Here is a 25,511-nt window from a genome sequence, read left to right as displayed (position 1 = left end):
GAATGGGGGATTTTTATTAAAGAAGCCTGCCAATATGCCGATATATTTCATAGAAGATTGTGTACTGATGATTTTAGGTCATGTGAAAGAATTTGAATGAGGTGAGCACGTGTTAAAAGGACTATACACCGCAACATCTGCCATGATCGCTCAAGAGCGGCGGACAGAAATGCTTTCAAATAATATCGCAAATGCGAATACTCCAGGCTATAAAGCAGATGAAGGGGCCATGCGCGCATTTCCAGAAATGTTGCTAAGCCGAATGGAATCAGGACGTTTCCAAACATCTTCAGGCAAAGGCTTTAGTATCCCGCAGCAAACGGCGATTGGCGGAATTAATACGGGAACATACATGCAGGAATTGATTCCCCAATTTACACAAGGAACATTAAAAACAACGGATCAAACAACTGATATCGCATTAGTAGAAAATAATGTACCCATCAACCCGGAGACAAATCAAAAGTCAGCGCTTTTTTATGCTGTGAATACACCAGAAGGCGTTCGTTATACGAAAAGCAGTTCCATTACATTGAATGATCAAAATCAGCTGACGATCAATGGACGTGCCCTTCTTTCCGTGACGGGCCAGCCGATTACCGTTCAAAGTGAGAATTTCAAAGTGAACGCAGATGGAACCGTGAGTGAAAACGGACAAAACCTTGGACAAATTGATGTACGTGTTGCAATGGATACAAGAAACCTTGCGCGTGAAGGAAATGATTTATACCGTACAGCTGATAACCAGCCTCTTCCAAGTGCGGTCAATAACGGTCAAATGTCCTATACATTAAGCCAAGGTGTATCAGAGCTGTCGAACGTTGATGTGACGAAATCATATACAGAAATGACAACAGCCTACCGCGCATTTGAAACAAACCAAAAAGTGGTTCAGGCATATGATAAAAGTTTAGAAAAAGCAGTGAATGAAATCGGAAGAGTGTATTAATGAAGAAATGAAAGAGAGAGGAGGATTCTCATGCTTAGAACGATGATCAATGCAGCTGTGTCGATGAACGAGGTGCAAAAGCAGCTTGATATCATTAGTAATAACATCGCAAACAGTGAAACAACAGGGTATCGCGCGAAAAACACCCGTTTTTCAGAGCTGGTCAGACAACAGTTTAATCAGGTAGATGAAAAAAATGAGCAGGTGGCAAACAGTCGTCTGACACCTGCTGGTTTAAGGCTTGGAACTGGTACGATGGTCAATGCATCCATTAACTCATTGCAAGGGTCTATTAAAGAAACAGGCCGTGACCTTGATGTTGCATTTGGTGCGCCATCTCAGTATTTGCAGGTCAATGCTGGCGGTAACATCCGGTATACAAGAGATGGCTCTCTTTATTTACAGCCAGGAAATAATCGGAATCAAGTCCAGCTGGTGACAAGCGAAGGCCATCCGATTCTTGACGAAAACGGGAATGAGATTGTCTTAAATGCGAATTTCCGTGATATTTCTATCGATAAAAATGGCCGGCTTACAGCTATTTCTCGAGGCAATCAACCGAATCAGCAGGTGAATCTTGGGGTTGTTCAAGTGAATAATTCTTCAGCACTCATCTCTGAAGGAGAAAATTTGTTCTCAGTCGACGGCAACTATCAAGGCGCTTTAACGGCACTGAATGGGGCAAACCGTCAGGCCATTCAACTTCAGCAAGGTGCACTTGAAACGTCGAATGTGGACATGTCTAAAGAATTAACAGACCTCATGACAACACAGCGTTCGTATCAGATGAACTCAAGAACCATTACGATGGGCGATCAGATGCTAGGACTCATTAATACCATTCGATAATGAGCAGGCGGATGTCAGCCTCTCATGATAAAAAAGGCGGCTCGCTCAAAGTCGCCCTTTTTTTTATAAAAATCTGAGACATCTGCAAGCAGATCTTCAAGATCAATCCAGGCTTCTTTTCGTTCAAGACATGTGACGAGTGTAGCAATCTGTTCATCTGCCTTGGGCGTTTGGCTGTAGAGAAGGAATAAAATTTGGAACTTGATTCTTAATAGATCAAATTGGGCATCAACGGCTTCTTTTAGCCCTTTTTGAATATATTTCATTCCTTCATCAGTTAAATTCTCTTTAAAGCAGGAACGCACAGTTTCATAGAGACACGATACATAGGAGTGGGCAGACTTCCGGTATGCTGGGAGCCGAAGCGCTTTTTTAAAGTATTCTAGTGCTTCCTTATGACGGTTTTGTCTTGACTTGATAAAACCAGCGTCATAATACACGATACCAAGCAGTTCTTGGTCATCAATCATTTTCACGTATTCGATAATTTCAATAAAAATCGCTTCTGCTTCTTCATATTTTTTTTGGTCACTAAAGTTAAGTGCGAGCACAATTTTGCACCGATAAATGCTGTGGATATCCCCGTGCTTTGCAAAGATATTCATGGCTTTTTCAACATGTCGAATGGATAACAGTGAATAGCGGTTGTTATAATAAACACCACTTGTACGGAAATGAAACTCTGCTTCCTCTAGCTCATCGTCTAGCAGGGGCAGTTTCTCTTCTGCTTTTTCAAGATAATGAATGGCATCATTTTGATCGCTCTTTAAAGATTCGTATAAACCGAGAAAAAAGTAAAAATAATATTGTAGTTGATCATTCATTTGATCTTTGTGGAGCATGAGTTCATGCTTCAGTTTTTCTAAGTCTTCTGTTTGGTTCATCCAGAGCTGATGGCGAAAAAGCATAAGCTGATAATGTAAATGAAGCTCCTGTTTCTTTGACAATCTACGTTTATATTTGGTTAAGGACGTTTTGATCTCTTCAGCCTTCGAAAAGTGTCGATGTTTTAGCATTGTATACCACGAATGGAGAAGTTTTTTAATGGATTTATCGCTTATAAAATTCATTTTTACCCTCTTATTCAATCAATGATGTAATATATATTACCATATTTGTGAAAAAACGATGAGTGTAGAGTGGATTATATTTCATGACAATAGGTAATAATAGATGTTATTTTTTACCATAATTGTTGGCTAGACATTGAAAAATGACTGCATTCATAATATACTTCAATAGGAATCAAATGAAGATTAGCGATATAGAAAAGAAGGAGAGATCAAGACATGCTTGATGCTCAGCAAATTCAAGACATTATTCCACACCGTTATCCATTTTTATTGGTTGACCGTATTTTAGAAGTTGATGGTGAGAAAAGAGCGGTTGGAATCAAAAATGTCACAGTAAATGAAGAATTTTTTAATGGCCATTTCCCAGGATACCCCGTCATGCCGGGTGTGCTTATTGTAGAAGCGCTCGCTCAAGTTTTTGGGGTCATCATGTTAGGTAAAGAAGAGAACAAAGGGAAAATTGGTTTGTTTGCAGGGATTGACAGCTGCCGATTCAAAAGACAGGTCAAACCCGGCGATCAGCTACGTTTAGAGGTTGAAGTCACGCGTCTTCGCGGTCCAGTTGCCAAAGGAAAAGCAGTTGCAACAGTAGATGGCGAAGTGGCATGTGAAGCAGAACTGACATTTTCTATCGGTCCTAAAGTATCGTAATGTGTCTGACGGTTCATCATGTATGAACCGTTTTTTATATGGAAACATTCAGCCAAAGCGGATAAGGACTTGCTTTTTTGACAAAAAAACGTCATATTAGACAAAAAAAGATGAAGGTGATAAAGAATGCTGAAAGAATTTAGAGAGTTTGCCGTCAAGGGGAATGTGATTGACCTGGCTGTCGGTGTCATCATCGGGGGAGCATTTGGCAAAATTGTCACTTCTCTTGTGAATGATTTAATTATGCCGCTTGTTGGTATTATTGTGGGGGGGCACGATTTTAGCGGATTGTCTATTAAAATCGGTTCTGCTCAAATTTTGTATGGAAGTTTCATTCAAACAGTGGTCGACTTCTTGATTATCTCCTTTTCCATTTTTATCTTTATTCGTTATTTAAATAAATTAAAACGGAAAAAGGTAGAGGAAGAAGAAGTGGTTGAAACGCCAGATCAAACGGAAGTGTTGTTAACCGAAATTAGAGATTTATTGAAAAATCAAAGCCAATCGAAAGATGTGCAATAGAAAAAGAGCGGCTCATCCCGCTCTCAGCGTGTAGACAAACCCTCGCATTCTTTGTCAGGGCTGTGCTCCGGTGCTCACGAATATTAAATTCGCTCTGCTCCGGTGATCGCCCTTCCTTGACTTCAAAGGTTTTCTATCACGCTGAAAAGGAAGACAAAGGGCTAAAATAAAGTTCATTTTAGCCCTTTGTCAACCATCTAAGAGCGGCTCATCCCGCTCTTTTTTTATGTGTTCTGTTTAAAAGCATCCAGCAGTTTTTCTCCTGACAGCCCCTCTTTGACGAGGTCTTTTAATACTTCTTCGGTTTCTGTTCTGTAACGATTTGTGATCATTTTACCGTCGAGTAATACAGATATGTTTTCTTCTAAGGCAACGATGTTTTTGACTTGGACCGATAGATGAACAGGGCGGTTGTTTTCTTTTGTAATCGTCACGAGAATCTTTACTTCTGTATGCTGCTGGAAGAGCACCTCAAACACTTGTCTATGCTTCTTTGGAATCAGTGCCTCGATCATCCAGTGATTTTCGCCATCTTCTTTATTAATGATTAAGCCGTCACGAAGGGGAATGCTGGACATTTTATCTTGCTTTGGATCAAGTTCGATTTTTAAATCAATCAGCCTAAAGGTTTTCATATTTATCACCTCACAAGCGTTCATTATTCGTAAGTATCATTATAGCATACAACATCTGTATAAATGAAACCGCTGCCTACTCAGAACTAGCTGCATATAAGTGAAAGGAGATGTTTTATGGAGTCCTATCAACTTCGAAACATACATATTGGTGAGGAAAAGGAAAGCAATGTGAGGGTCTATACATGGGGAGACATTCTCTCATTTTGTGATGTGTATATGGAAGAAGGGGAGTCCCTCACTTTTCAATACGTGACAGACGATCAAATGGACTGTTTTGAATTTCAATTGTCAATTCATGATGGAAGGCTTTGTTTTTATTGGTTTGCGTGGGACGGGTCTGACTATATTCACATGCCTTCTAGTAATTGGATTCATTCAGATGTTTTTTATCAATTTATGAAAAATAAGTATTTCGTCAAACAAAATAAGATGATGTTTTATACGCAAGCGGTAAAAAGTAAAAATGATTGAGAAAATAAAGAATTTGAAGAACGATTTTGTCATTTTCGTTTTTTGTCTCTTGTGCTATTTCTCAGTAGACTAGGGTTAACTGAAAGGAAAGGAGGCAAAAGGCAAAGGTCTAGCATCTCGCGGCCCCCCTCTAGCTATAGCTGATAGACTTTGTCTTGTACACATATCCACTGCGTAATAGTAGAACCAATGTTTCTTTGTATCAGTCATGTGTCCTCTGTGAATCCCCTTATGCGTATCCGGTCATGTAGCGTGACCGGGTACTCTTATATTCATTGATAAGCCGATCATCCCTTGCAAATAGTGGATACTCATTTCATAATGATGATGGATTTGATAAACGGAAGGTCAACTGAAAATGAAGGCAAAAAAGGAGAGACCGATGACAAACATTCAATTAATCGCAACGGATTTAGACGGAACTTTATTGAACAGTGAGCACAAAGTGAGTCAGGAAAACGAGCAGGCGTTAAAGGAAGCAGCAGCGAGCGGGATTGAGGTTGTCGTTTCAACAGGAAGAGCGTATTTTGATGTGAAATCTATTTTTGATCAGCTTGGGATGAATACGTGGGTCATCAGTGCAAATGGAGCTGTGATTCATGATCCCAAAGGTCAGGTATATCATTCGGCTGTTCTAGAAGAAGAAAAAGCAAAACACATCTTATCATGGCTTGAGGAGCGTGATTATTACTATGAAGTGTTTACGAATGAAGCCATTTACACACCAAACCGCGGCAGAGAGCTTCTGGCGATAGAAATGGACCGCTTAAAGAGTGCAAATCCAGAAACGGATCAGCGTGTTCTTGAGCAAGCGGCTGAAGTTCAATACAGCCAGTCAGGTTTTGCTTATATTGATACATATCAAGAATTGTTTCGTGAGGATCAGAATCTTTCGTTTTATAACATCTTAGGTTTCTCATTTTTTCAAGACAGATTGAAAGCCGGATGGGATGCGTTTGGACATGATTCTGAATTAACATTGGTTAGTTCGGCTGATCATAACTTTGAAATTGGTGCAAAGGAAGCGTCGAAAGGGCAGGCGTTAACCAGGCTGGCAGAAAAGCTCGGTATTCCATTAAGCCAAACAGCGGCTGTAGGAGACAGTTTAAATGATGAATCGATGATTCGGGCAGCTGGGGTTGGAATTGCAATGGGGAATGCGAGAAAGGATATAAAAGAATTAGCTGATCACGTCACGTTAACAAATGATGAACATGGTGTGGCACATATGATTCAACATCTTTTGAAATAATTGAATCGTATGGATTTGTATAAATGACATAGGATGAAGCGCATTCTACAAAAGAGGAATTCAGAACTACTTCTATTTACACCTGCTATGGAACATCATATAATTTAATTATGAATATAACCCGCTTGTAAGGAAGTTAAGGAGAGTAAACGAATGGCGCTGGAATCTTATAAGTCCGACAATCTGCATTTAATCAAGGAAGCCTTAGACTATACTCAGGTTGGCCTGACGGTGACGGACCCGTCTTTACCTGATAATCCTTTAATATATGTGAACAAGGGCTTTTTAGATATGACAGGCTATCAAGAAACCGAAGTATTAGGAAAGAACTGTCGTTTCCTTCAAGGAGATGAAACTGAACAGATTGCTCTCAAACAAATTAGGGCAGCCATTGAAAACAAAGAGGCTGTCACTGTACAGTTGAAAAACTATAAAAAATCTGGTCAAATGTTTTGGAACGAGTTAAGTGTGGCGCCTCTATGGATTGATGAAAATGAAGGGAAACGCCTTTATTTCGTCGGTCTGCAAAAGGATGTTACGAAAGAGAAGGAACAGCAAGAGCTTCTTGAGCAATCTATTGATGAAGTATTGAATATTTCTGTCCCAATTGTTCCGGTGAAGGATGGTATTTCTGTACTGCCGATCATTGGTACGTTAACAGCGCCAAGATTTGATAAAATCATCTCAACGGTCTCCACTTATATCTCTCAATCCAAAGACGATTACTTCATTGTGGATCTGTCTGGTTTATTAGAGGTGGATTCATTTGTGGCGGATGCGATCTTTAAGCTGAACGATTTGATTTTAATGACTGGCACTGAACTGATCGTGACAGGTATTAAACCAAATCTTGCGATGAAAATGGGAGAAATGAGAGAGGACTTCCGTGAGTTGAATACGTATATGAATGTGAAATCTGCATTGAAAAAGCTGCAAATTTAAGCATTCCTTTATATGAGATTAAAAAAAGAGGACTTTTCATCAAGTTTGAGAAAAGTCCTCTTTTTGCTGTCATTAAGATGATTGAGCGGCTGCACTTAACGTGAATAAATCTTCTAGTTCGTTCGTTGACAGCTCTGTAATCCAGCTTTCACTTTGGATAATTTGATCATTTAACGTTTGTTTTGTTTCGAGCATTTGATCAATTTTTTCCTCTATCGTGCCGGTTGTGATCATCTTATGGACGTGAACAAACCGCTTTTGCCCGATGCGGTAAGCACGGTCTGTTGCTTGGTTTTCTACAGCAGGATTCCACCATCTATCGTAGTGAATGACATGATTGGCGGCGGTTAAGTTTAGTCCGGTTCCTCCTGCTTTTAAAGAAAGAATTAAGATGTTGAACTCTTTTTTCTGGAAGCGTTCCACCATTTTGTCCCGATCATGTTTTGATAAGCTCCCATTTAAAAATTGAACTGGTTCTCCAAACATCTTTTCAGCCAGCTGTTTGATCATGTTGCCCATTTCAATATACTGCGTAAAAATGAGACAGCTTTCTCCTTGTTCGTGTATGGCTTTTAACAGCTCTGCTAATTTATCCATTTTTAATGAACGTTTCAACAATTTCACGTCTGTTCCGCTCTCTTTTAAATAAAGAGCAGGGTGATCGCAAATTTGTTTGAGTCTGCCAAGCATACTTAAAATGATGGCTTTCCGCTGCATCCCTGTTAATGAGGCCATATGTTCGAATGTATCTTTGACCAGCTGTTCATATAAAGATGCCTGCTCTGCAGATAACGGGATGAATTCTTTTTCTTCTAGTTTCTCTGGCAGATTGAGTGCGACTTCTTCATCTTGTTTTGTTCGTCTTAATAAGAATGGCTTGATCAGCTGCTGCAGCTGTTGGATTCTTTTTTCTTCACGGTCTTTTTCAATCGGAAGGACGAACTTTTTATGAAAACTGGTCAGGCTGCCGAGATATCCTTTGTTCACGAAGTCGAAAATAGACCAAAGCTCTGTCAAACGGTTCTCCATCGGTGTCCCGCTGAGGGCAATGTGGTGCTGTCCTTTTAATTGCCTAATGGCTCTCGATTGTTTCGTATGGGCATTTTTAATGTTCTGGGCTTCGTCTAAGCAAATGGTATTCCATTTGGCTGCTGTTAATTCATCACGGTCAGAATGTGAGAGACCATACGAAGTGAGGACGATATCTGTTGACTCGTATGCTTTTGTAAAGTTCTCACCTTGTGGACGTGACGGTCCATAATGCAGAGCGACATTTAAATGTGGTGCGAATGTTTCAAGCTCTCTTTGCCAGTTCCCTAATACGGAAGTCGGTGCAATGATGAGAGATGGAGCGGCGTCTTGTTGATGCTCCTTCAAATAGGTGAAATAAGCGATCATTTGAATCGTTTTTCCAAGACCCATATCATCTGCTAAACAAGCCCCGAATCCATGAGACCTTAAGAACAGAAGCCAGTTGACACCGTGCTGCTGATACGGGCGCAGTGTGCCCTTAAAGGACTCACTCATCTCGTAGGATGGCAGCTCTTGTGTATCATTTAACTGATGAACAAGCCCTCGTAATTGAGACGAAAGTTCAAATTGAATATGGGCAAAGGCCGAACTGTCTAGTAGCTCAGGAATCGACTCAGAAGAGGCCTCTTGGTCTGCGAGTTCACGCGACAAAATATCCGACATATGAAGTCCTTCGTTCTCAGCGCGCTCCATCCATTTCTTCATTTGCTGGATAAAGGTCGGATCGATTTTAATCCATTGTCCACGAATGTTGACAAGACGACGTTTACTTTGAACAAGCTCGTTGAACTCATCTTCTGTCAACTCAATACCGTTTGTGGCAAAGCGCCAATTAAAGTCCATAAGGGCATCCATTCCAACGTGCGATTCGCCTCGTGGTGTGGAGGAAATCCGTGCTTTTAGCATCATGGTGCTTTCTTTGACGATCTGCCACCATGATGGGAGCAGGATCTCAATCCCCATGTTCACAAGTGTTTCACTCGCTTCAGATAGGAAGAGCCACGCTTCTTCTTCTGACATGACGGTGGTACCAGATGTGAATGAGAGCCAAGGGACAATCTGACCGAACCGCTCCAGCTCTCTGGTGATTTTTTCTTGAAACGGACGCCATGATTTTTTTAAAGAACGGATGCCTTCAAAGAAATGCAGATCACTGTTTTTCTTATCACGCAAAAACAATTCAATTTTCCAATCATCCCCGTCGAAATCAGGCTCATTTAAACGCAAGCCGACAGTGAAAGGCGTCTCATCATCAATCCAGCCGATCGTTTCCAAGAAATCCTGTTCATCTAAAAAATGTCCTTGGAAGGAGGAAAGAGCAGGCGATTGTGCAGTCATTCGGTTCCATTTGTGCTGCAGGGCATCATCATACTGAATGTAATCCTGTACGGCAAAGGAGAACCAATCAGCTGTGTAGCCATCTAACAGACCTTCTTTGTCTTTAAAGCGAAGCATGCCTTGTGTCCATGCCTCGAAATCTGGGACAAAATCTTCATCCTCGATGAATTCGTAAATGGTTGAGGCTGTTTTCATAAGCGGCTCTGTTTCATCCGTTAACGTCACATGGCTGAAAGTATTGAATGAATTTTTCCCTAGCAATTCAACGGTCATCCAAGGACTTAACAGGAAGGCAGGTGTGCCAATAAAGCTCACATCTTCTAAGAATGTTCCGTAAAAAGATGATTCGTGCCATTGGAAAAGCTGCCTCTTCATTTCATTTAGCGGTACAGGCTGTCCGTCCTCTGCTTGCGCTGAAATGGTGAAAGAGAAATCTTCGGTTTGTTCTGCATGAATGACAATTTGTTTATGGCGTGTCATCAATTAATTTTCCTTTCTTCATTTCCTCTTGGAACGCACGCAGCCGTTTTGTTGAATCTTGCAGCTGCTGTACATATCTTTCCCACACCGCGTTTTTCTTCGTTTTATGATAAAGCGTACGCAGTTTTTTGAGCATTTTCACAGATTCCCGGTAAGCACTTCGATTCTTTTGGTCGAGAAGCAGTGAGATTTCCCGGTGGTACGAAGGAATGAGTGCTTCAGGCTCTTCCTTTGCAATCTGTTTGATTAATTCTTTCTCCAATTCACTGATGGAGAAACCAACGAGGCTGTGTATTTCAATCCATTCTGCATAGCGTTCTTGTGCATATAAGAGCTGACTATATTCAGTAAATGCATAAGGCATACAGATTTGGAGATAGCGTTCATACAAGAAATGATCTTTCGTCTGTTTAAAGTACGCGTCTAAATAAAAGAAGAAATCGCTGACGGCTCCACGCAGTTCTCTATAAGATAGGTCAAGCTGGCAATATTCTTCTAATACATATGTGATCTCTTGATACCAAAGTTTGAGACGCTTCCAGTCCTTGCGGTTTGTGAGATCCTTTAGCCAATTGAGCACATTTGGCAGCATATCTGCATTGAGCAATTTTAATTGCTGGAAGAGTCTTTCGTCTTCTTTTAGCAAATAATCCATATGCATCAGCCCAATGGTGCGCTCAACCGTTTGCTCCTGCTGTTGGGCGCTCTTGAGTAATTCTGTTTCTTTTTTGACCCATTTCCCTCTATTTAATATAGTTCCCCACATTTCCATAAAGACCGCAACTCGTTCATGCTGGAAAGGTCCGCTGATTTGAAGAAGTGTCCGAACGGCAGTTGGTGTGTTTTCAAGAAACGGATCGAGGGAAAAGGAAAGGGCGTATGTCCTCAAATGATCCACTGAATCAAAAATGGTGTTCATGAGCTGTTCTACATATGGATTCATTGAATAAAAGTCTTTTTCGGCATCAAGGCGGCCGAGGTCGATTAGCTCATGGAGCCTTAACCACACATCGATGGACGTATGAATCGCATACAAACTCTTGAATTCAGGTGAAGTGGGTGCGTGTTTTTTCAGGATCGATAAATAGCCGTAATACAAATGCTGTGGCGTTTGCTGGTGTTTCGGTGTCCGTTTCAGCCAGAGGTGAAATTCCTCCTGGAAAAAATTCAACCAGCTCTGAAGTGATTGTTCATCTGGGCGCTTCACTTGGAAGTGCTGGCGAATGAGTTCTTTGCTGCGCTGTAATTCATCCTTCTCTGACCAATTTTCTGTAAAGCCGGTCACACTCTCTACTTGAGCGTATAGCGAAAAGAAAACAGCGAGGATGTGTTTACATAGTCCATCAGCTGGACATGAACAGCTGCTTCTCACTGGAAACAGCACATGAAGGTGGACTCTTGCTGCCACGACATCATGTACATAAGCTGACCATTCGGTATCAGACTCTTGCTTGAGCCGATATACGCTGTCCTGTCTATAAGTAATCAATGCTTTTTTGATGAGTTGCTTGTTTTCATCTGTTGCAGGAAGAAGTTCTTTGATCTGTTCGGCTGTTTGTTTGATTTCTTCTTCGTTGATGTTGTGCTGAAGCATTTGATCCGCTCCTAACCAAGTAAAAGATTCCAATTCTTTTATTATAGCTCAATGGTGATTTATAAAAAAGTTTTTCATGAAAATGGTCATAAATTTCAAAAGCTGTCGAATGATGTATTAGAGTATTGCATAAACCAACCATACAGCATATAATAATGAAATTAGTGGAATCGAAAGGATACAGACATGGATAATAAGGGTTTAAATCAAGAAGAGTTTTTAAAGATTTTGATGTACGCTCATGATATTGGTGAAAATTCAAATGATGTCACAACAAAAGAAATGCTTGAAAATTTGATTGCTCATATTCGAAATGGCCTTGTTTCATAAAAGTAGCCCCCTGCTCTCTCAGCAGGGGGTTTTTGTATGCTTTTATGAATGGAACGAAAATCCCCGGCATACGATGACATTACAAGCATAAGGAGTATGGGGAGCTGATGTGTCATGAAGGTTGCGATTGCAGGCTGTGGATATGTAGGGCTTGTCACAGGTGTGTGTTTAGCAGAGGCGGGTCACGACGTGACATGTATGGATATTGACCGGCGGAAGGTCATGCAGCTGAAGCAAGGGAATCCTCCGATGTACGAGCCGGGATTAAAAGAACTGCTCAAACGGAATATGGAGCAAGGACGCATTCGTTTTCATATTGATGGAGCGTCAGCCTATTCGCAGGCTGACGTGTTAATGATTGCTGTCGGTACCCCGCAACAGGCAGACGGTCAAGCTGATTTGCAGTATGTCTTTCAAGCGGCAAAGGAGATGGGCTTACAAGCAAAGCCAGGCGCAGTGCTTGTCGTGAAAAGTACAGTGCCTGTCGGAACGGGCGATCAAATTGATCATTTGATTCATCACGTGTTAGGTCGTAAGGAGCCATTATCTATCGCATCTAATCCAGAATTTTTACGAGAAGGGTCTGCTATCTCAGATACGCTGCGAGCGGATCGGCTGGTGATTGGAGCCGAAACAAAGAACGGATTAGATCAGCTAGAGTCTATGTATGCGGATTTCCACATTCCATTCGTGAGAACAGATCGGAAAAGCGCAGAGATGATCAAATACGCATCAAATGCATTTCTTGCCACAAAAATCAGCTTTATGAATGAAATTGCTTCGATTTGTGGAAAAACGGGAGCTGATGTTGAGAGAGTTGCAGAGGGGATGGGACTCGATCAGCGGATTGGTGCTTCGTTTCTTAGGGCAGGCATTGGTTACGGAGGTTCCTGTTTTCCGAAGGATACAAATGCCCTTGTTCAAATTGCAGGACATGTGTTCCATGATTTTGAGCTATTGAAGGCTGTCATCAAAGTCAACAATGAGCAGCGAGCAAGTTTTATTCGAAGTGTGAAGGAGCGGATGGGAGAAAACTTGGAAGGGAAGAGAATGGCTCTCCTTGGCCTTTCCTTTAAGCCGAATACAGATGATATGAGAGAGGCGCCGTCAATCCCGATCGCTCATCAGCTCCATCAATTAGGAGCGGAGATCGTAGCCTATGATCCTGCTGCCGCTCGCAATGCAGCTCAAGAACTGCCTGATCAAGTCCTTTTTGCTCAAACGATTGAAGAGGCGATCAAGGATGCTGATGCGGTCTGTATATTAACTGAGTGGGCGGATATTCAGTCATTTCCACTTTCAGCTTATAAAGATTTCATGAGGCAGCCGATCATTTTTGATGGCCGGAATTGTCATACGCTTGAAGCGGCAGAAGTAGCTGGTGTCGAGTATCATTCTATTGGGCGCAGGCCTGTCTCTCCTATTTATATGTAATGAGAAAAACCGATAACTTCACGTGTTATCGGTTTTTGCGTTAATGCGGAAGAATGAATCCGCCATATAAAAATGCAGCCACAATCAGAAAGGCAGGGTGCAATTTGAATTTGGTCATAAAGAAAAATGAAATGGCAGCAATGGCAAGTGATTGTGTCCAGCCAATGGCTTTCACGGCATCTCCGCCAATTTCCCATGTTAATAAAAGCATCATCATGGCAATGACAGGCTGTACAGATAGGGTCATGCCTTTGACGACAGAAGATTGGCGAAAACGATCAATGAGTTTTAGCAGTAAGATCAATCCGATCGCAGACGGCAGTACCGTCGCAAGCAGTGCAACGATAAAGCCTGGCCATCCCATGACATCATAGCCTACATAAGCCGCAATTTTCGTAGCGATTGGACCTGGAAGTGCGTTGGCTAATGCGAGCATATTGGAGAACCCTTCGTTCGTCATCCAATGAAAATGATTGACGATTTCTTCATAATTGAGCGGAATGGAGGCAGGTCCTCCGCCATACCCTAACAGATTGGATAAGAAGAATGCCCAGAATAAAAAGAGAATCAGCATCATGAAGACACTCCTTTCTCTTTATTTGTTCGATTCCAGCGATCTTTCAGTCTAAAATGAAAGGCACCATAACATAAAAAGATGATGACAATGATTCCTGGATGAATCGAGAGTACTTGAAGACCGACAAATGCCAAAAGGAATAGGGCGATTCCGAAGATCATGCCGAAGCCCTTCAACGCTTTTTGTCCAAATTCATATGCCATCATTCCTAACAGAACGGCAATCACTGGTGTCACAGCACCGATCATATTTTGAATGATGACTGAAGAGCTTAAGACGCTGACAAGTGTAACAAGTGCCACCATAGCGAGACATGTCGGTAAAATATGTGCAGCTGTTGCAACAATGGCGCCAGATACACCTTTTAATCGATAGCCGAGGTATGCCGACATTTTCGTAGCAATCGGTCCGGGTAATGCGTTGGCGATGGCGAGTGTTTCTCCAAATTCGTCATCATTGATCCATTTGTATTTGACGACCGCTTCATGGCGAATGAGCGGGATCACAGAAGGTCCTCCGCCAAATCCCAGAATACCGGTTCGCACCATGGCGATCATGAGTTCAAGATATGATTGCAAGTGGTTCAACTCCTATCTACAATTTCATGCCCATTCGGCTTTTGTATCGTTTAATGAGCATTTGACAGTCCACACTGACGACGCCTTCAAGTGGGTACAGCTTCTTTGTCAGGAACGTCTCCATTTCCTGTTCATTTTGAAAAATGCCATGCATATGCAGTTTGCTTGGTCCTGTCATATGATAAAGGCTTGTGACGGCTGTTTCCTGCTCAAGCTGAAGGGCGACTGTTTCTAAACATTTCGGCTCAACCTCTACGTTAAAAAAGACAGAGACATGAATGCCGATCTTTGCTGGATTAATGACAGCGGTGAATCGTTCAATGACACCTGCTTCAATAAGCTGCTGAATACGGGCTTGTACTGCAACACGGGAAAGGCCGACTTGTTTCCCTAAATCTGTATAGGACATACGCCCGTCCTCGTGTAATAAGGAAAGAATTTGTTTATCTCTTTCATCTAATGTTAAGTTTGGAATGCGATATTCATGTGCCATCGTATAACCACCTTTCTTCTGTTGATATTCTATCATATTTTATTGCGAATAGAATGTTTGATTTTCAATTGAGTAACGAAATGAAATGGTAAAGGAATATAAAACATCTTTTTGCATAAAAAAACACCCCGGCATCACCGGGGTGTGTTCATTTTAATTTTCTGGGCTGCTTTCCGCACTGGCAATTTGTTGTGCAAGGTCAGCACGATCAATGTCTGCTTGGAAGAACTCTTGCGTATTTGGAAGGTGTAAATTCATGTGACGTTTTTGGGAAATTCGGATGGTCACTTGATCCACAGTGTAATCAAATACGTGCCCGCCGACACTGCGATCATCATCAATAAAGTGGAGATGATATCCGCTTACCGCAATGCCATGTGCGTACTGCGGTGTTCGGAATCCTGCGATTGTCCCGCGAATATTTTCGAAATCGAAAATAGGCTGTGACTTAACTGCTTCTACCATCGGAACGTAAGGTTTTTCCTGTTTTTCAACCGTACGGGTTTGAACCTTTTTGAATGACCCATCGATGCGGATCGCATAAAAGACATTTTTGCTCGGTAAGATTCGGTCGATTTCTTCCTCTAGCTCTTTGGACGTCATCGGTGCATCAATTCGATGAACGATGTCCGTTTCAAAGAATGCTAGAGAGCAGAATGGTGAATAATCTTGATCGGTTACTGGTGTGGCTGTTCCATCAGAGCGCAGTCGATAAAAAGCGCCATCAAAGCCGATTAGTTCCCCATCTAATTGATTGAATGTGCCAATGCCAAAATCACCGTGCTCGGGAATATGTGATAGGGAGAAATCTCCATCGTATACGGCTTCCAGCAAGGAGGTCATGGTCGATACTTGATAGACCTCTTGCTTTTTGTCCTGCGGTATTGTGTTGTTTTGTTGATTCATTGGGTGCATCATACCCATATCCGCTCACTCCTTTAAAGTAATGTATCGAAGTCTTATCTGACGTTCGTTGTGTGTTTTTCACGAAAGACTTCTGGCCATTTTTGACTGGCGAGGTCTGGGTTGTCTTGATAGTCTATCGGAATATCAATAATAACGGGTCCTTCTATGTTTATACCCTTTTGAAGGACAGTTGAAAGCTCTTCAGGTGAGTTGACACGTAATCCAGTTGCTCCAAAGCTTTCTGCATATTTCACTAAGTCGATCTGACCGAACTCAACACAAGACGTACGGTCATACTTCATTTCCTGCTGGAATGCCACCATATCGTATGTGCTGTCGTTCCAAACGAGATGAACGAGATTTGTTTTCATGCGCACGGCTGTTTCTAATTCCATGGCGGAGAAGAGAAAACCGCCATCACCTGAGACTGAAATGATCTTTTCATCTGGATTTAATATGGAGGCTGCAATCGCCCATGGTAATGCCACGCCAAGTGTTTGCATTCCGTTACTCACTAGGAACGTGTTCGGTTCATAAACACGGAAGTGGCGAGACATCCAAATGGCGTGCGATCCGATATCACATGTCACTTTCGTCTCATCTGGGATGATACGTCTCAACGTATGAATGACATCCAGCGGGTGTGATAAATGACTTTCTCTTTCTGGTGCTTTTTCGATATCACTTAACAGCTCTTGTAATTCTGTGACGAGATCTACGTTCTTTTTGCATAATGAAAGTGGAACGCTGTCGTGGGCTAGATGTTGCACCGTTTCAGATATATTGCCCACAAGCTCAAGCGTCGGTTCATAGAAATGGTCAATATCTGCCTGCATGTCATCCACATGGATGATGTGACGCTGCTGCGGTTTCAAATTCCAATGCTTCGGATCGTATTCGATTGGATCAAAGCCAATAGTTAAAATCACATCTGCTTTCTCAATGAGAAGGTCGCCTGGCTGATTACGGAATAAACCGATTCTGCCCACATATTGAGCCTCAAGCTCTCTTGAGAGAACGCCGGCTCCTTGGTACGTTTCGACAAATGGGATACCAAGTGTTTTTAATAATGTTCTTGTCGCATTTGCCGCAGCTGGACGGCTAGCTTTCATTCCCACAATTGCAACAGGTAAGTGCGCATTTTGAATTTTGGCGATGGCCGAACTGATGAGAGCATTCGGTGCAGGACCTAGTTCTGGAGAAGGGTGAGCAGACACTGGTGTTTGTGTGGTGTGTTCGGTCACGACATCTTGTGGAAAGCTGATAAATGCTGCCCCAGCTTGACCTCTTTGTGCCGCGCGAAAAGCATTTGTTAAGGCTTCTGGTATATTGTTTACGTCTTGTACTTCAACGCTATATTTTGTCACTGGTTTGAATAATGCCGCATTGTCGAGTGATTGATGTGTTCGTTTGAGCCGATCCGCACGGATGACGTTTCCAGCGATTGCAACAACAGGGTCACCTTCTGTATTGGCAGTTAATAGACCTGTCGCTAAATTGGATGCGCCAGGACCTGATGTGACGAGACAAACGCCTGGTTTGCCAGTTAAACGACCGACGGCTGCTGCCATGAATGCCGCATTTTGTTCGTGTCTGCATAGCACAAGCTCTGGACCTCTGTCTTTTAATACATCAAATACTGCATCAATTTTTGCACCTGGAATCGCAAAAACATGGGTCACACCTTGGGCAATGAGCGTATCAACAATCAACTCTGCTCCTCGTTTTGTTAGGGGTTGTGTTTGAGAATTCATTTACCCCGCACTCCTTTCGGCAAGTAAAATTTTTTATGAAAATATATTTTCATGATATGATTTACTATACATTTCACAAAATAAATTTTCCAATATATGTTTAACGTAGTTTTAATATGTTTCACGAATAAGTGTTTGAGGAGTGAAAGGATGGAACTGAGACATTTGCAGTATTTTGTCACAGTCGCGGAGGAGCTGCATTTCGGCAGAGCGGCCGCACGATTGAACATGACACAGCCTCCACTTAGTCAGCAAATTAAGCAGTTTGAGGAAGAATTGGGATTTCCTTTGTTTCACCGGTCTAAACGGGTGGTGGAGTTAACAGCTGCTGGAAAGGTTTTTTTACATGAGGTCCGGGGGGTGCTGCATCAGCTTGATAAAGCCGTTGATCATGCCCGGCATACGGCAAGAGGGGAGCTTGGGAAGATTATCATCGGTTTCGTTGGTACAGCGACATATGATATTCTGCCGCCAGTTGTCCGTGAATTCAGAGAGCTGTACCCCTCTGTCAGTATTGAGCTGCAACAGCTCTCTGTCCCGCAGCAGCTTGAGGCGCTTTTGAATGGTGAGATTGATATTGGTTTTTTGCATCCTACATCACCGCAAGAAGAATTGGTCAGTCGTTTAATGAAGCAAAGTGAATGTATTTTTGCGATTCCGAAAAACCATCCGCTGGCGGAAAAAGAAGCGGTCACGATTGAAGATATTCGTGATGAGCCGATTATTTCTTTATCAAAGGAATCATGGCCGTCCCTTTATCAGCATTTTGTCCTACTTTGTGAAAAGTACGGATTTTCACCCAATATCGTGCAGGAAGCAGCAGAATATCAAATGGTCATTGGTCTTGTCACAGCGGGAATCGGAATTGCTATCATTCCAACATCGGCCCGGCGTTTATTTAATTTAGATGTGGTGTATCGGTCAATTGAAGGTGAGCAGCTACTCGCGGAATGGACCATTTCTTATAGGCGAGAAAATCATAATCCGGCATTGTTTCATCTTGTCCATCATATTCTCCATCGTGCTGAGCCGGAATAAGGGAAGAGAGAACGGGGTATGGTATGATGTCGTTACATACAAGAGGAGGCATGTCTGAAGTGATTACATTACAAATGGATCAGTTGTCACGAAAAGAAGCATATAAAGTATTATCTGGTTCCGTCGTTCCAAGACCCATTGCATTTATTACAAGCCTTTCTAAAGAAGAAGTCGTCAATGCTGCACCATTTAGTTTCTTTAATGTCATTAGCGGCCATCCTCCGCTGATCGCTGTTTCTATTGGACGTCGTCAAGGAGAGATGAAAGATACAGCAAAACATATCATCGACAGGGAAGAATTTGTTGTCCATGTGAGTGATGAAGCGATGATTGAAGATATTAATGAAACAGCTGCTACTTTGCCAGAGGATGAGAGTGAGCTGACTCGTACCGGTCTTCATCAAGTGAAGAGCAGCGTGGTGTCAGTGCCAGGAATCAAGGAAGCACGCATTCGCTTTGAATGTCAGCTGGAAAAACATCTGACCTTTCAAAATGATGAAGGGGAGATCACAGTCGATCATATCATTGGCCGGGTGGTGTGTGCGCATTTAGATGAATCCGTCTATGATGCGGAAAAAGGATATATTTTTACGAATGAATTAAAGCCAGTTGCGCGTTTAGCGGGGAATGATTATGCCCATTTAGGTACGCCATTTGTACTGAAGAGACCGGAATAACATCTAAAACCCCCGAGGCTATCGGGGGTCCAGCGTGTAGACAAACCCTCACATTCTTTGTCAGTCCTGCGCTTCGGTGCTCACGAATGTCAATTCGCTCTGCTCCGGTCCTCGTCCTTCCTAGACTGCAAAGGTTTTCTATTACGCTGAAAAGAAAACAAAGTGCTAAAATAAAGTTCATTTCAGCCTTTGTCTACAATCTAAAACCCCCGAGGCTATCGGGGGTTTAGTGTTTATTTCTTTTGTTCTAGTTTCAATGGAGCGGCGATATTTTTTTCTACCTTTTTGCCTTTTAATACATCGTCAGCAGCACCGACTGCCAGTTGACCGATCAGCTCTGGCTGCTGCGCGACTGTTGCAGATAGTTTTCCTGCTTTGATCGAGTTGAGTGCATCTTCATTACCGTCGAAACCGACGACAAGAATGTCTTTTCCAGAGCTTTGGATGGCCTCTAGTGCGCCAAGTGCCATTTCATCATTGTGGGCAAAAACGGCTTTGATGTCAGGGTTTCCTTGAAGAAGGTTTTCCATCACGTTGAGCCCTTTTGTCCGGTCGAAGTCAGCGGCTTGTTTTGCTGTGACATCTAACTGTTTGTCTGCAATTTGATGGAAACCTTTTCCTCGTTCACGTGTCGCAGAAGCACCTGGTACACCTTCTAGTTCAGCCACTTTTGCACCTTTACCAACCTTGTCGATGATAAAGTTAGCTGCCATTTCGCCGCCTTTGATGTTATCGGAAGCAACGAGCGCTTCAACCTTTCCGCTTTCTGCCGAGCGGTCTAATGTGATGACCGGTATGTCTGAAGCATTCGCAGATTCGACAGCCGTTGATATGGCAGAGGAATCGGCTGGGTTAATGAGTAATGCATCGACCCCTTGTTGAATTAAATCTTCTACATCACTTGTTTGTTTGGCTGAATCATTTTGTGCATCGGCAATGACAACTTCGATGCCAAGCTTTTTCGCTTCTTTTGTCACACCGTTTTTAAGAGAAACGAAGAATGGGTTATTTAAAGTCGAGATCGACAGTCCGATTTTCATGTCTTTTTTCTTGCCATCCTTTGTTGATTTGGCCCACTCTGGCGGTTCAAGCGAGCAGGCAGAAAGCATGAATAGTGAGAGAGTCACGATCAAGATTACATATTTTTTCATAGCAGCTGCCTCCTTAAGCAGATTTCTTTCTGTCGAGTAGGACTGCAATCAAGATGACAATCCCTTTCACAACAGACTGATAGAATGATGAAACACCAAGTAAGTTCATACCATTGTTCAAGACACCGATAATGAGCACCCCGATGAGTGTGCCGACAATTCGCCCTCTTCCACCGGATAGGCTTGTCCCGCCAAGTACAACGGCAGCAATTGCATCAAGTTCATACGACGTACCAGCTGTTGGCTGGGCTGAGTTGAGACGAGATGTTAAGATCGCACCTGCTAAAGCAGACATAAAGCCCGCTAATGAGTAAATCATGATTTTGACGCGTGGTACTTTAATACCTGAAATGAGGGCTGCTTTTTCATTTCCGCCAATGGCATACGTTCTTCTGCCAAAAGGTGTTTTATGAAGCAAGACCCAAAGTACGATAAAGGTGAGAAGCATGGTAATCGCTGGAACAGGAATGCCTAAGAAATATCCACGGCCAAATAGCTGAAATGCATAGTTAGAGCCAAGCCCAGTAATAGGGTTTCCGTCTGTATAAACAAGTGTCAATCCTCTAAAAATCGTCATCGTCGCAAGTGTTGCGATAAAAGGAGCCATCTTTCCTTTTGTGATTAAAAGACCGTTGATCATTCCAAGGATGGCACCGATGATACATCCAACAATGATGGCAAGAATCGGGTCCAAACCAGATACAATAAAGCCGGCAGTCAGAGCACTAGACAGCGCTAGAATGGCACCGACAGACAAATCAATTCCTCCGGTTAAAATAACAAACGTCATGCCAAAGGCAATGAGGGCGTTAATGGAGATTTGTCTGAGTAAGTTTAAAATGTTTAATGGTTCTAAAAAGGCCGGATTTAAAATAGAAACAATGGCAACAAGGATGATGAGTCCTAAGAATGGCCCAAGCTTTTGCATGATGTTGTCAAATCGTCCATTTGAAGTAAGTGGTTTCATGTTACTTCCCTCCTGTAGCTAATGTCATAATTCGTTCTTGTGTAGCTTCTGTTTTACTTAATTCTCCGCTGATGGTTCCTTCATGGATGACAAGCACTCGATCGCTCATCCCAAGAACTTCTGGGAGCTCAGAGGAGACCATCAAAATGGCAACACCTCGATCTGTCAGCTCGTTCATGAGCTGATAAATTTCTCGTTTCGCCCCGACGTCGACACCTCTTGTCGGTTCATCTAGAATGAGTACCTTCGGTTGAATGCCGATCCATTTGGCGATGACAACCTTTTGCTGATTTCCACCGGACAGGCTGCGTGCAGAGATTTCAGATGAAGCGGTTTTGATCGTGAGTCGTTTGATAAGCAGGTCAACAAAATCCTGTTCGTTTTTCTTATCAATCAGCCCCTTTGGAGAGAAGCTATCTAAGTTAGGTAACCCGATGTTTTCCCGAATGGATGCATCCAGCATCAGTCCTTCATCTTTACGATCCTCCGTGATAAAACCGATGCCAAGTTTGACTGCATCACTTGGTTTTTTTATGACAGCCTTTTTCCCATGAACCCAAATTTCCCCTTGATCCAGGGGATCGAGTCCAAAGAGCGACCGCATCATTTCCGTCCGGCCAGCACCCATTAAGCCTGCAACACCGACAATTTCCCCGGCTTTGACGGAAAAATTGATATCTTGAAAGCGGCCTTTCCTCGTTGCTTGCTTCACTTCTAGGACGGTATCACCAGTAGAAGGTGTGCGTTCAGGGTAACGATCGGTTAATTCGCGGCCGACCATTTTTTTGACGACTTCATGGAAATTCGTGTCTGGTATCGCTTTCGTATCGACCGTTTTTCCGTCACGCATGATCGTAATCCGGTCACAGATGGCAAAGATTTCTTCCATGCGATGAGAAATGTAGACGATGGAAACGCCTTCTTTTTTGAGTGATTCAATGACCTGAAATAGCTTTTCAATCTCACGGTCTGTGAGAGCGGCCGTTGGTTCATCCATAATAATGACCTTTGCATCGGTCATTAACGCTTTCGCAATCTCAATCATCTGCTTTTGGCCGACAGAACAGCTTCCTGCCTCTTGATCGAGCGATAAGTTGACAGACAATCGGTCGAGCTGCGCTTGGGCGAGTGTTTTCATTTTTTTGGTGTCTAGGAGACCAAGTTTTGTATAGATTTCTTTCCCGATAAATAAATTCTCGAGTACCGTCATATCAGGCCATATATTCAGCTCCTGATGAATGAAGGCAATCCCGTTCTGCTCGGCTTCTTTCGGATTTTTGAAAGCGGTTTCTTTTCCGTCGATTTGAATCGTTCCTTGATCCAGGGAATAGAGTCCTGTCAGCAGATTCATTAACGTTGATTTTCCTGCCCCGTTTTCACCCATAAGTGCATGGACTTCGCCTGTGACGAGGTCAAAGGAGACCCCGGCGAGAACGGTGTTTTTTCCAAAGGCCTTATGGATGTTATGCATTTCAATGTTCATAAGTGGCTCCTCCTTTTAAAAGATGACACCGGCATGAAGAATACAGTTTGCGTATGGGGTGGCTTCACCCGTTCGAATCACTGCTTTTGCCTGTTTGGTCATGTCTTTGAACGTCTCGTGATCGACTTCATCTAACGGATGTGAGAACGCTTTCTTTAGAAATAAATGATCTCTCTCATTGGCTTCTTTGATTTCACTGGCGATTGTGATGTGTTCAACGGCCATTTCCTCAAGAAGGAGGGAAGTAACCTCCTGAAAGGATGGTGTGCCGATGGATAATGCAAGGTCGATCTTGACCGGGCCTTCTGGAATGGGCAGGCCACAGTCTGCGATGACAATTGTATCTGTATGACCGAGGTCAGCAAGCACCTTGGCGATATGACTATTTAAAATACCATTTTTCTTCATTTCTTATTCTCCAATTCTTCTCTTGCTGGCATGCCGCCTTGGGCTCCAAATTTTGTGACTGAGATAGATGCGGCTAAGTTGGCAAAGGCAAGTGCGTCGTATAGGGATTTTCCTTCTGTTAGTGCTACAGCTAGAGCGCCGTTAAAAGTATCGCCAGCGCCTGTAGTGTCGACGGCTTTCACAGGATAGCCCGGTACCAACACTTCTTTTGATCCATCAAAGTAACGAACACCATTTTTTCCTTCTGTAATGAGTAATTTGTTTGGATATTGGCGCAAAACCTCTGCTATGGTGAGTCCATCAAACATAAGAGCTGCTTCGTGTTCGTTTGGCGTGATATAGGCAGCTTGATCTAATATTTGCTGAGAGACTTTGCGAGCTGGTGCGGGATTTAAGATGACTGGGATCCCTTTTTCGCTGCAAATGGCGCAGACGGCTTCGACTGTTTCTTCAGGAATTTCCTGCTGGATAAGGACGATTCCGATATCTTCAAGAGAAGAAAGAGCATCTTTTACATAGTGAGGTGTTACCTCATTGTTTGCTCCTTTGACGACAACAATGCTGTTATCTCCTTCAGCTAGAATGATATGAGCTGTTCCGCTTTCCATTTCGGTAACCGGTTTCATATAGGTGGTGCGAACACCTTGTGCTTGCAAATTGCTCATAATGTCCTGACCATACGCGTCATCACCAACTCGGCCGATCATATATACATCTGCACCGAGCCTTGCGCTTGCTACTGCTTGATTTGCTCCTTTTCCCCCAGGAACCGTTTTAAATGATTCGCCTAGGACGGTTTCTCCGGCACTAGGACGCTTATTCGATGTGACAACTAGATCCATGGAACAACTTCCTACGACAACTATTTGACTCATTGTGAATCCACCTTTCTTGTGGTCTCTCGTTCAATAAAAGAGACGGGCATTTGAATAACTGCTTGATCTATAGGCTGTTTTTGAATGGCTTTAATGATCAGCTTTGCGGCTTCTTTCCCCATATCATAGGCAGGCTGCCGGATCGTTGATAGAGAAGGGAAGAGCAGTTCACTTTGCGGAATATCATCAAATCCAATGATTTGGACGTCTTCTGGAATGGCTTTTCCAATACGAAGCGCTTCGTGTACGACGGCTGCTGCGACGATGTCATTGCTGGCAATGATGCCATCTGTTTCAGGGTACAGCTTGAAAAGAGCCTTGGCGCTTTTTCGGGCTTCCTGAAAAGAAAAAGAAGCGTTAGACATCACATGAAAGTTAGCACCTTCTTCAGTCAGAACATCAAGTGCGCCTTTGAATCTTTGCCGTGCCGTTTGAAGATGAGCGGGCCCTTTTAGCAATGTGATCTGTTGACTGCCGCGTTTGATTAATTCCATTGCAGCCATTTTCCCGCCTGCCGTAGCATCTGCAAACACAGAAGGCGCATTTGGCACGGTACGATCTAAGAAGACAACAGGCAGTTCATCATCATTGTACAAATCCGATTCAGGTTCGTTTGTGACAGCGATGACACCGACCACCTGGTTTTGCTTAAAGGTTTGTAAATAGGCCATTTCCTTCTCCCGATCTTCATCACTGTTTCCGAATAATAAGCGAAAACCGTGTGCATGAATCTCATCCTCAACGCCTCTAGCCAGCTGAGGGAAGAAGGGGTTTGTGATATCAGGTAAGATGAGACCAACTAATCTTGATTCTCTTTTAAAAAGGGATCGTGCCACTTCATTGGGGAAGTAGTTCAGCTCCTGCATCGCTTGTGTCACACGGGTTTTCGTATCAATATGGACGTATCCAGTATCGTTGAGCACGCGTGAAACAGTCGCAACAGACACTTGAGCAGCTTTTGCAACATCTTTAATTGTAGCCAATGGAGTGCCTCCCTTCGTCGATGTGTAACCGTTTACACAGATAGATTATCACGAAAGCATTAAAAA

26 protein-coding genes are annotated in these 25,511 nt (G+C 42.9%); 11 read left to right on the top strand and 15 right to left on the bottom strand.

The genetic code is table 11. The features are described from left to right. The first annotated feature begins 109 nt into the window (after positions 1 to 109). Entirely contained in the window at positions 110 to 949 is an 840-nt protein-coding gene (locus FXF70_RS02670; RefSeq protein ID WP_017360018.1) for a flagellar hook-basal body protein, read from the top strand. A gap of 30 nt (positions 950 to 979) precedes the next feature. Then, on the top strand, positions 980 to 1,798 hold the full coding sequence (locus FXF70_RS02665; RefSeq protein ID WP_007497568.1) for a flagellar hook-basal body protein: 819 nt from the start codon (positions 980 to 982) through the stop codon (positions 1,796 to 1,798). A 14-nt stretch (positions 1,799 to 1,812) separates the two neighbouring features. On the opposite strand, the gene FXF70_RS02660 is transcribed toward FXF70_RS02665, so the two are convergent. Beyond that, positions 1,813 to 2,868: a tetratricopeptide repeat protein gene (locus tag FXF70_RS02660; protein WP_008343319.1), complete on the bottom strand. Its 1,056-nt coding sequence runs from the start codon at positions 2,866 to 2,868 to the stop codon at positions 1,813 to 1,815. Between the two features lie 219 nt (positions 2,869 to 3,087). Between FXF70_RS02660 and fabZ the strand changes: the two genes are divergently transcribed. Both fabZ and mscL read left to right on the top strand, forming a co-directional pair. Beyond that, complete coding sequence (fabZ, locus tag FXF70_RS02655; RefSeq protein WP_007497564.1) at positions 3,088 to 3,522, top strand: 3-hydroxyacyl-ACP dehydratase FabZ; 435 nt, start codon at positions 3,088 to 3,090, stop codon at positions 3,520 to 3,522. Between the two features lie 126 nt (positions 3,523 to 3,648). Then, the gene (gene mscL / locus FXF70_RS02650; RefSeq protein WP_007497563.1) at positions 3,649 to 4,044 is read left to right on the top strand and encodes a large conductance mechanosensitive channel protein MscL; all 396 of its coding nucleotides are present in this window, start codon (positions 3,649 to 3,651) and stop codon (positions 4,042 to 4,044) included. 224 nt (positions 4,045 to 4,268) lie between these two features. Here mscL and FXF70_RS02640 read toward each other — a convergent pair whose 3' ends face one another. Beyond that, positions 4,269 to 4,679, bottom strand: a complete 411-nt coding sequence (locus FXF70_RS02640; RefSeq protein ID WP_003215215.1) for a YwpF-like family protein — start codon at positions 4,677 to 4,679, stop codon at positions 4,269 to 4,271. Positions 4,680 to 4,796: 117 nt separating this feature from the next. Here FXF70_RS02640 and FXF70_RS02635 point away from each other — a divergent pair, with 117 nt between their 5' ends. From FXF70_RS02635 to ytvA, 3 genes are all read left to right on the top strand, one after another. After that, complete coding sequence (locus FXF70_RS02635) at positions 4,797 to 5,153, top strand: hypothetical protein (protein ID WP_008343305.1); 357 nt, start codon at positions 4,797 to 4,799, stop codon at positions 5,151 to 5,153. A 391-nt stretch (positions 5,154 to 5,544) separates the two neighbouring features. Further along, the gene (locus FXF70_RS02630; RefSeq protein WP_025208115.1) at positions 5,545 to 6,405 is read left to right on the top strand and encodes a Cof-type HAD-IIB family hydrolase; all 861 of its coding nucleotides are present in this window, start codon (positions 5,545 to 5,547) and stop codon (positions 6,403 to 6,405) included. 153 nt (positions 6,406 to 6,558) lie between these two features. After that, on the top strand, positions 6,559 to 7,347 hold the full coding sequence (ytvA, locus tag FXF70_RS02625) for a YtvA family blue-light photoreceptor (RefSeq protein ID WP_017360015.1): 789 nt from the start codon (positions 6,559 to 6,561) through the stop codon (positions 7,345 to 7,347). Positions 7,348 to 7,419: 72 nt separating this feature from the next. Here ytvA and FXF70_RS02620 read toward each other — a convergent pair whose 3' ends face one another. Together FXF70_RS02620 and FXF70_RS02615 are read right to left on the bottom strand one after the other, a co-directional pair. Further along, positions 7,420 to 10,197 carry a DEAD/DEAH box helicase gene (locus FXF70_RS02620; protein WP_148779800.1) on the bottom strand — a complete coding sequence of 926 codons (2,778 nt, stop codon included), beginning with the start codon at positions 10,195 to 10,197 and terminating at the stop codon, positions 7,420 to 7,422. Continuing rightward, a complete protein-coding gene (locus FXF70_RS02615) occupies positions 10,184 to 11,791 on the bottom strand; it encodes an SWIM zinc finger family protein (RefSeq protein ID WP_008343292.1) in 1,608 nt (535 codons plus the stop codon). Before FXF70_RS02615 ends, FXF70_RS02620 begins: the two co-directional genes overlap by 14 nt. A 186-nt stretch (positions 11,792 to 11,977) precedes the next feature. Here FXF70_RS02615 and FXF70_RS19000 point away from each other — a divergent pair, with 186 nt between their 5' ends. Then, on the top strand, positions 11,978 to 12,121 hold the full coding sequence (locus tag FXF70_RS19000) for a YwzD family small protein (RefSeq protein ID WP_003214884.1): 144 nt from the start codon (positions 11,978 to 11,980) through the stop codon (positions 12,119 to 12,121). Between the two features lie 114 nt (positions 12,122 to 12,235). After that, complete coding sequence (locus FXF70_RS02610; protein WP_148779799.1) at positions 12,236 to 13,555, top strand: UDP-glucose dehydrogenase family protein; 1,320 nt, start codon at positions 12,236 to 12,238, stop codon at positions 13,553 to 13,555. A gap of 40 nt (positions 13,556 to 13,595) precedes the next feature. Here the strand turns inward: FXF70_RS02610 and chrA are convergent, their stop codons facing one another. The 5 genes from chrA to alsS all read right to left on the bottom strand — a co-directional run bounded on the left by chrA (position 13,596) and on the right by alsS (position 17,863). Further along, entirely contained in the window at positions 13,596 to 14,129 is a 534-nt protein-coding gene (gene chrA, locus FXF70_RS02605; RefSeq protein WP_007497548.1) for a chromate efflux transporter ChrA, read from the bottom strand. After that, positions 14,129 to 14,689, bottom strand: coding sequence for a chromate efflux transporter ChrB (gene chrB / locus FXF70_RS02600; RefSeq protein WP_041091499.1), 561 nt, complete (start codon positions 14,687 to 14,689; stop codon positions 14,129 to 14,131). Before chrB ends, chrA begins: the two co-directional genes overlap by 1 nt. Before the next feature lie 37 nt (positions 14,690 to 14,726). Beyond that, positions 14,727 to 15,203, bottom strand: a complete 477-nt coding sequence (chrS, locus tag FXF70_RS02595; protein WP_017360010.1) for a chromate efflux transcriptional regulator ChrS — start codon at positions 15,201 to 15,203, stop codon at positions 14,727 to 14,729. 153 nt (positions 15,204 to 15,356) lie between these two features. After that, positions 15,357 to 16,118, bottom strand: a complete 762-nt coding sequence (gene budA / locus FXF70_RS02590) for an acetolactate decarboxylase (protein ID WP_395947855.1) — start codon at positions 16,116 to 16,118, stop codon at positions 15,357 to 15,359. Between the two features lie 44 nt (positions 16,119 to 16,162). Beyond that, positions 16,163 to 17,863, bottom strand: coding sequence for an acetolactate synthase AlsS (gene alsS, locus FXF70_RS02585; protein WP_148779798.1), 1,701 nt, complete (start codon positions 17,861 to 17,863; stop codon positions 16,163 to 16,165). Positions 17,864 to 18,013: 150 nt separating this feature from the next. Between alsS and alsR the strand changes: the two genes are divergently transcribed. Beyond that, on the top strand, positions 18,014 to 18,901 hold the full coding sequence (gene alsR / locus FXF70_RS02580; protein WP_008343276.1) for an acetoin biosynthesis transcriptional regulator AlsR: 888 nt from the start codon (positions 18,014 to 18,016) through the stop codon (positions 18,899 to 18,901). 59 nt (positions 18,902 to 18,960) lie between these two features. Then, positions 18,961 to 19,578 (top strand): flavin reductase family protein, encoded by a 618-nt coding sequence (locus FXF70_RS02575; RefSeq protein ID WP_008343275.1) that lies wholly within the window; start codon positions 18,961 to 18,963, stop codon positions 19,576 to 19,578. Positions 19,579 to 19,811: 233 nt separating this feature from the next. Here FXF70_RS02575 and rbsB read toward each other — a convergent pair whose 3' ends face one another. Genes rbsB through FXF70_RS02545 form a run of 6 tightly spaced genes read right to left on the bottom strand, consistent with a single transcriptional unit; the run spans position 19,812 to position 25,445 of the window. Beyond that, on the bottom strand, positions 19,812 to 20,729 hold the full coding sequence (gene rbsB, locus FXF70_RS02570; protein WP_008343273.1) for a ribose ABC transporter substrate-binding protein RbsB: 918 nt from the start codon (positions 20,727 to 20,729) through the stop codon (positions 19,812 to 19,814). 13 nt (positions 20,730 to 20,742) lie between these two features. Further along, positions 20,743 to 21,696 (bottom strand): ribose ABC transporter permease RbsC, encoded by a 954-nt coding sequence (gene rbsC, locus FXF70_RS02565; protein WP_007497532.1) that lies wholly within the window; start codon positions 21,694 to 21,696, stop codon positions 20,743 to 20,745. A gap of 1 nt (position 21,697) precedes the next feature. Beyond that, positions 21,698 to 23,179, bottom strand: coding sequence for a sugar ABC transporter ATP-binding protein (locus FXF70_RS02560; protein ID WP_148779796.1), 1,482 nt, complete (start codon positions 23,177 to 23,179; stop codon positions 21,698 to 21,700). A gap of 15 nt (positions 23,180 to 23,194) precedes the next feature. Next, positions 23,195 to 23,587 carry a D-ribose pyranase gene (rbsD, locus tag FXF70_RS02555; protein WP_017360008.1) on the bottom strand — a complete coding sequence of 131 codons (393 nt, stop codon included), beginning with the start codon at positions 23,585 to 23,587 and terminating at the stop codon, positions 23,195 to 23,197. Next, the gene (gene rbsK / locus FXF70_RS02550; RefSeq protein ID WP_148779795.1) at positions 23,584 to 24,462 is read right to left on the bottom strand and encodes a ribokinase; all 879 of its coding nucleotides are present in this window, start codon (positions 24,460 to 24,462) and stop codon (positions 23,584 to 23,586) included. Before rbsK ends, rbsD begins: the two co-directional genes overlap by 4 nt. Further along, a complete protein-coding gene (locus FXF70_RS02545; protein ID WP_007497527.1) occupies positions 24,459 to 25,445 on the bottom strand; it encodes a LacI family DNA-binding transcriptional regulator in 987 nt (328 codons plus the stop codon). The genes rbsK and FXF70_RS02545 overlap by 4 nt, the downstream gene beginning before the upstream one ends. Positions 25,446 to 25,511 lie beyond the last annotated feature (66 nt).

The sequence above is a fragment of the Bacillus sp. Y3 genome, from assembly GCF_008123875.1.
Classification (GTDB): Bacteria; Bacillota; Bacilli; order Bacillales; family Bacillaceae; genus Bacillus; species Bacillus altitudinis.
Note: the sequence above shows the minus strand (reverse complement) of the source record. Positions and strands in the feature narration are given on the sequence as shown.

What these genes read in the sequence shown, in the direction of transcription:
- FXF70_RS02665 (WP_007497568.1), top strand. Translation starts at nt 980, where the DNA reads ATGCTTAGAACGATGATCAATGCAGCTGTGTCGATGAACGAGGTGCAA.
- ytvA (WP_017360015.1), top strand. Translation starts at nt 6,559, where the DNA reads ATGGCGCTGGAATCTTATAAGTCCGACAATCTGCATTTAATCAAGGAA.
- alsR (WP_008343276.1), top strand. Translation starts at nt 18,014, where the DNA reads ATGGAACTGAGACATTTGCAGTATTTTGTCACAGTCGCGGAGGAGCTG.
- rbsB (WP_008343273.1), bottom strand. Translation starts at nt 20,729, where the DNA reads ATGAAAAAATATGTAATCTTGATCGTGACTCTCTCACTATTCATGCTT.
- alsS (WP_148779798.1), bottom strand. Translation starts at nt 17,863, where the DNA reads ATGAATTCTCAAACACAACCCCTAACAAAACGAGGAGCAGAGTTGATT.
- rbsD (WP_017360008.1), bottom strand. Translation starts at nt 23,587, where the DNA reads ATGAAGAAAAATGGTATTTTAAATAGTCATATCGCCAAGGTGCTTGCT.
- FXF70_RS02640 (WP_003215215.1), bottom strand. Translation starts at nt 4,679, where the DNA reads ATGAAAACCTTTAGGCTGATTGATTTAAAAATCGAACTTGATCCAAAG.
- FXF70_RS02560 (WP_148779796.1), bottom strand. Translation starts at nt 23,179, where the DNA reads ATGAACATTGAAATGCATAACATCCATAAGGCCTTTGGAAAAAACACC.
- chrB (WP_041091499.1), bottom strand. Translation starts at nt 14,689, where the DNA reads ATGATCGCCATGGTGCGAACCGGTATTCTGGGATTTGGCGGAGGACCT.
- rbsK (WP_148779795.1), bottom strand. Translation starts at nt 24,462, where the DNA reads ATGAGTCAAATAGTTGTCGTAGGAAGTTGTTCCATGGATCTAGTTGTC.
- FXF70_RS19000 (WP_003214884.1), top strand. Translation starts at nt 11,978, where the DNA reads ATGGATAATAAGGGTTTAAATCAAGAAGAGTTTTTAAAGATTTTGATG.
- chrA (WP_007497548.1), bottom strand. Translation starts at nt 14,129, where the DNA reads ATGCTGATTCTCTTTTTATTCTGGGCATTCTTCTTATCCAATCTGTTA.
- FXF70_RS02660 (WP_008343319.1), bottom strand. Translation starts at nt 2,868, where the DNA reads ATGAATTTTATAAGCGATAAATCCATTAAAAAACTTCTCCATTCGTGG.
- FXF70_RS02620 (WP_148779800.1), bottom strand. Translation starts at nt 10,197, where the DNA reads ATGACACGCCATAAACAAATTGTCATTCATGCAGAACAAACCGAAGAT.
- chrS (WP_017360010.1), bottom strand. Translation starts at nt 15,203, where the DNA reads ATGGCACATGAATATCGCATTCCAAACTTAACATTAGATGAAAGAGAT.
- rbsC (WP_007497532.1), bottom strand. Translation starts at nt 21,696, where the DNA reads ATGAAACCACTTACTTCAAATGGACGATTTGACAACATCATGCAAAAG.
- fabZ (WP_007497564.1), top strand. Translation starts at nt 3,088, where the DNA reads ATGCTTGATGCTCAGCAAATTCAAGACATTATTCCACACCGTTATCCA.
- budA (WP_395947855.1), bottom strand. Translation starts at nt 16,118, where the DNA reads ATGCACCCAATGAATCAACAAAACAACACAATACCGCAGGACAAAAAG.
- FXF70_RS02610 (WP_148779799.1), top strand. Translation starts at nt 12,236, where the DNA reads ATGAAGGTTGCGATTGCAGGCTGTGGATATGTAGGGCTTGTCACAGGT.
- FXF70_RS02635 (WP_008343305.1), top strand. Translation starts at nt 4,797, where the DNA reads ATGGAGTCCTATCAACTTCGAAACATACATATTGGTGAGGAAAAGGAA.
- mscL (WP_007497563.1), top strand. Translation starts at nt 3,649, where the DNA reads ATGCTGAAAGAATTTAGAGAGTTTGCCGTCAAGGGGAATGTGATTGAC.
- FXF70_RS02615 (WP_008343292.1), bottom strand. Translation starts at nt 11,791, where the DNA reads ATGCTTCAGCACAACATCAACGAAGAAGAAATCAAACAAACAGCCGAA.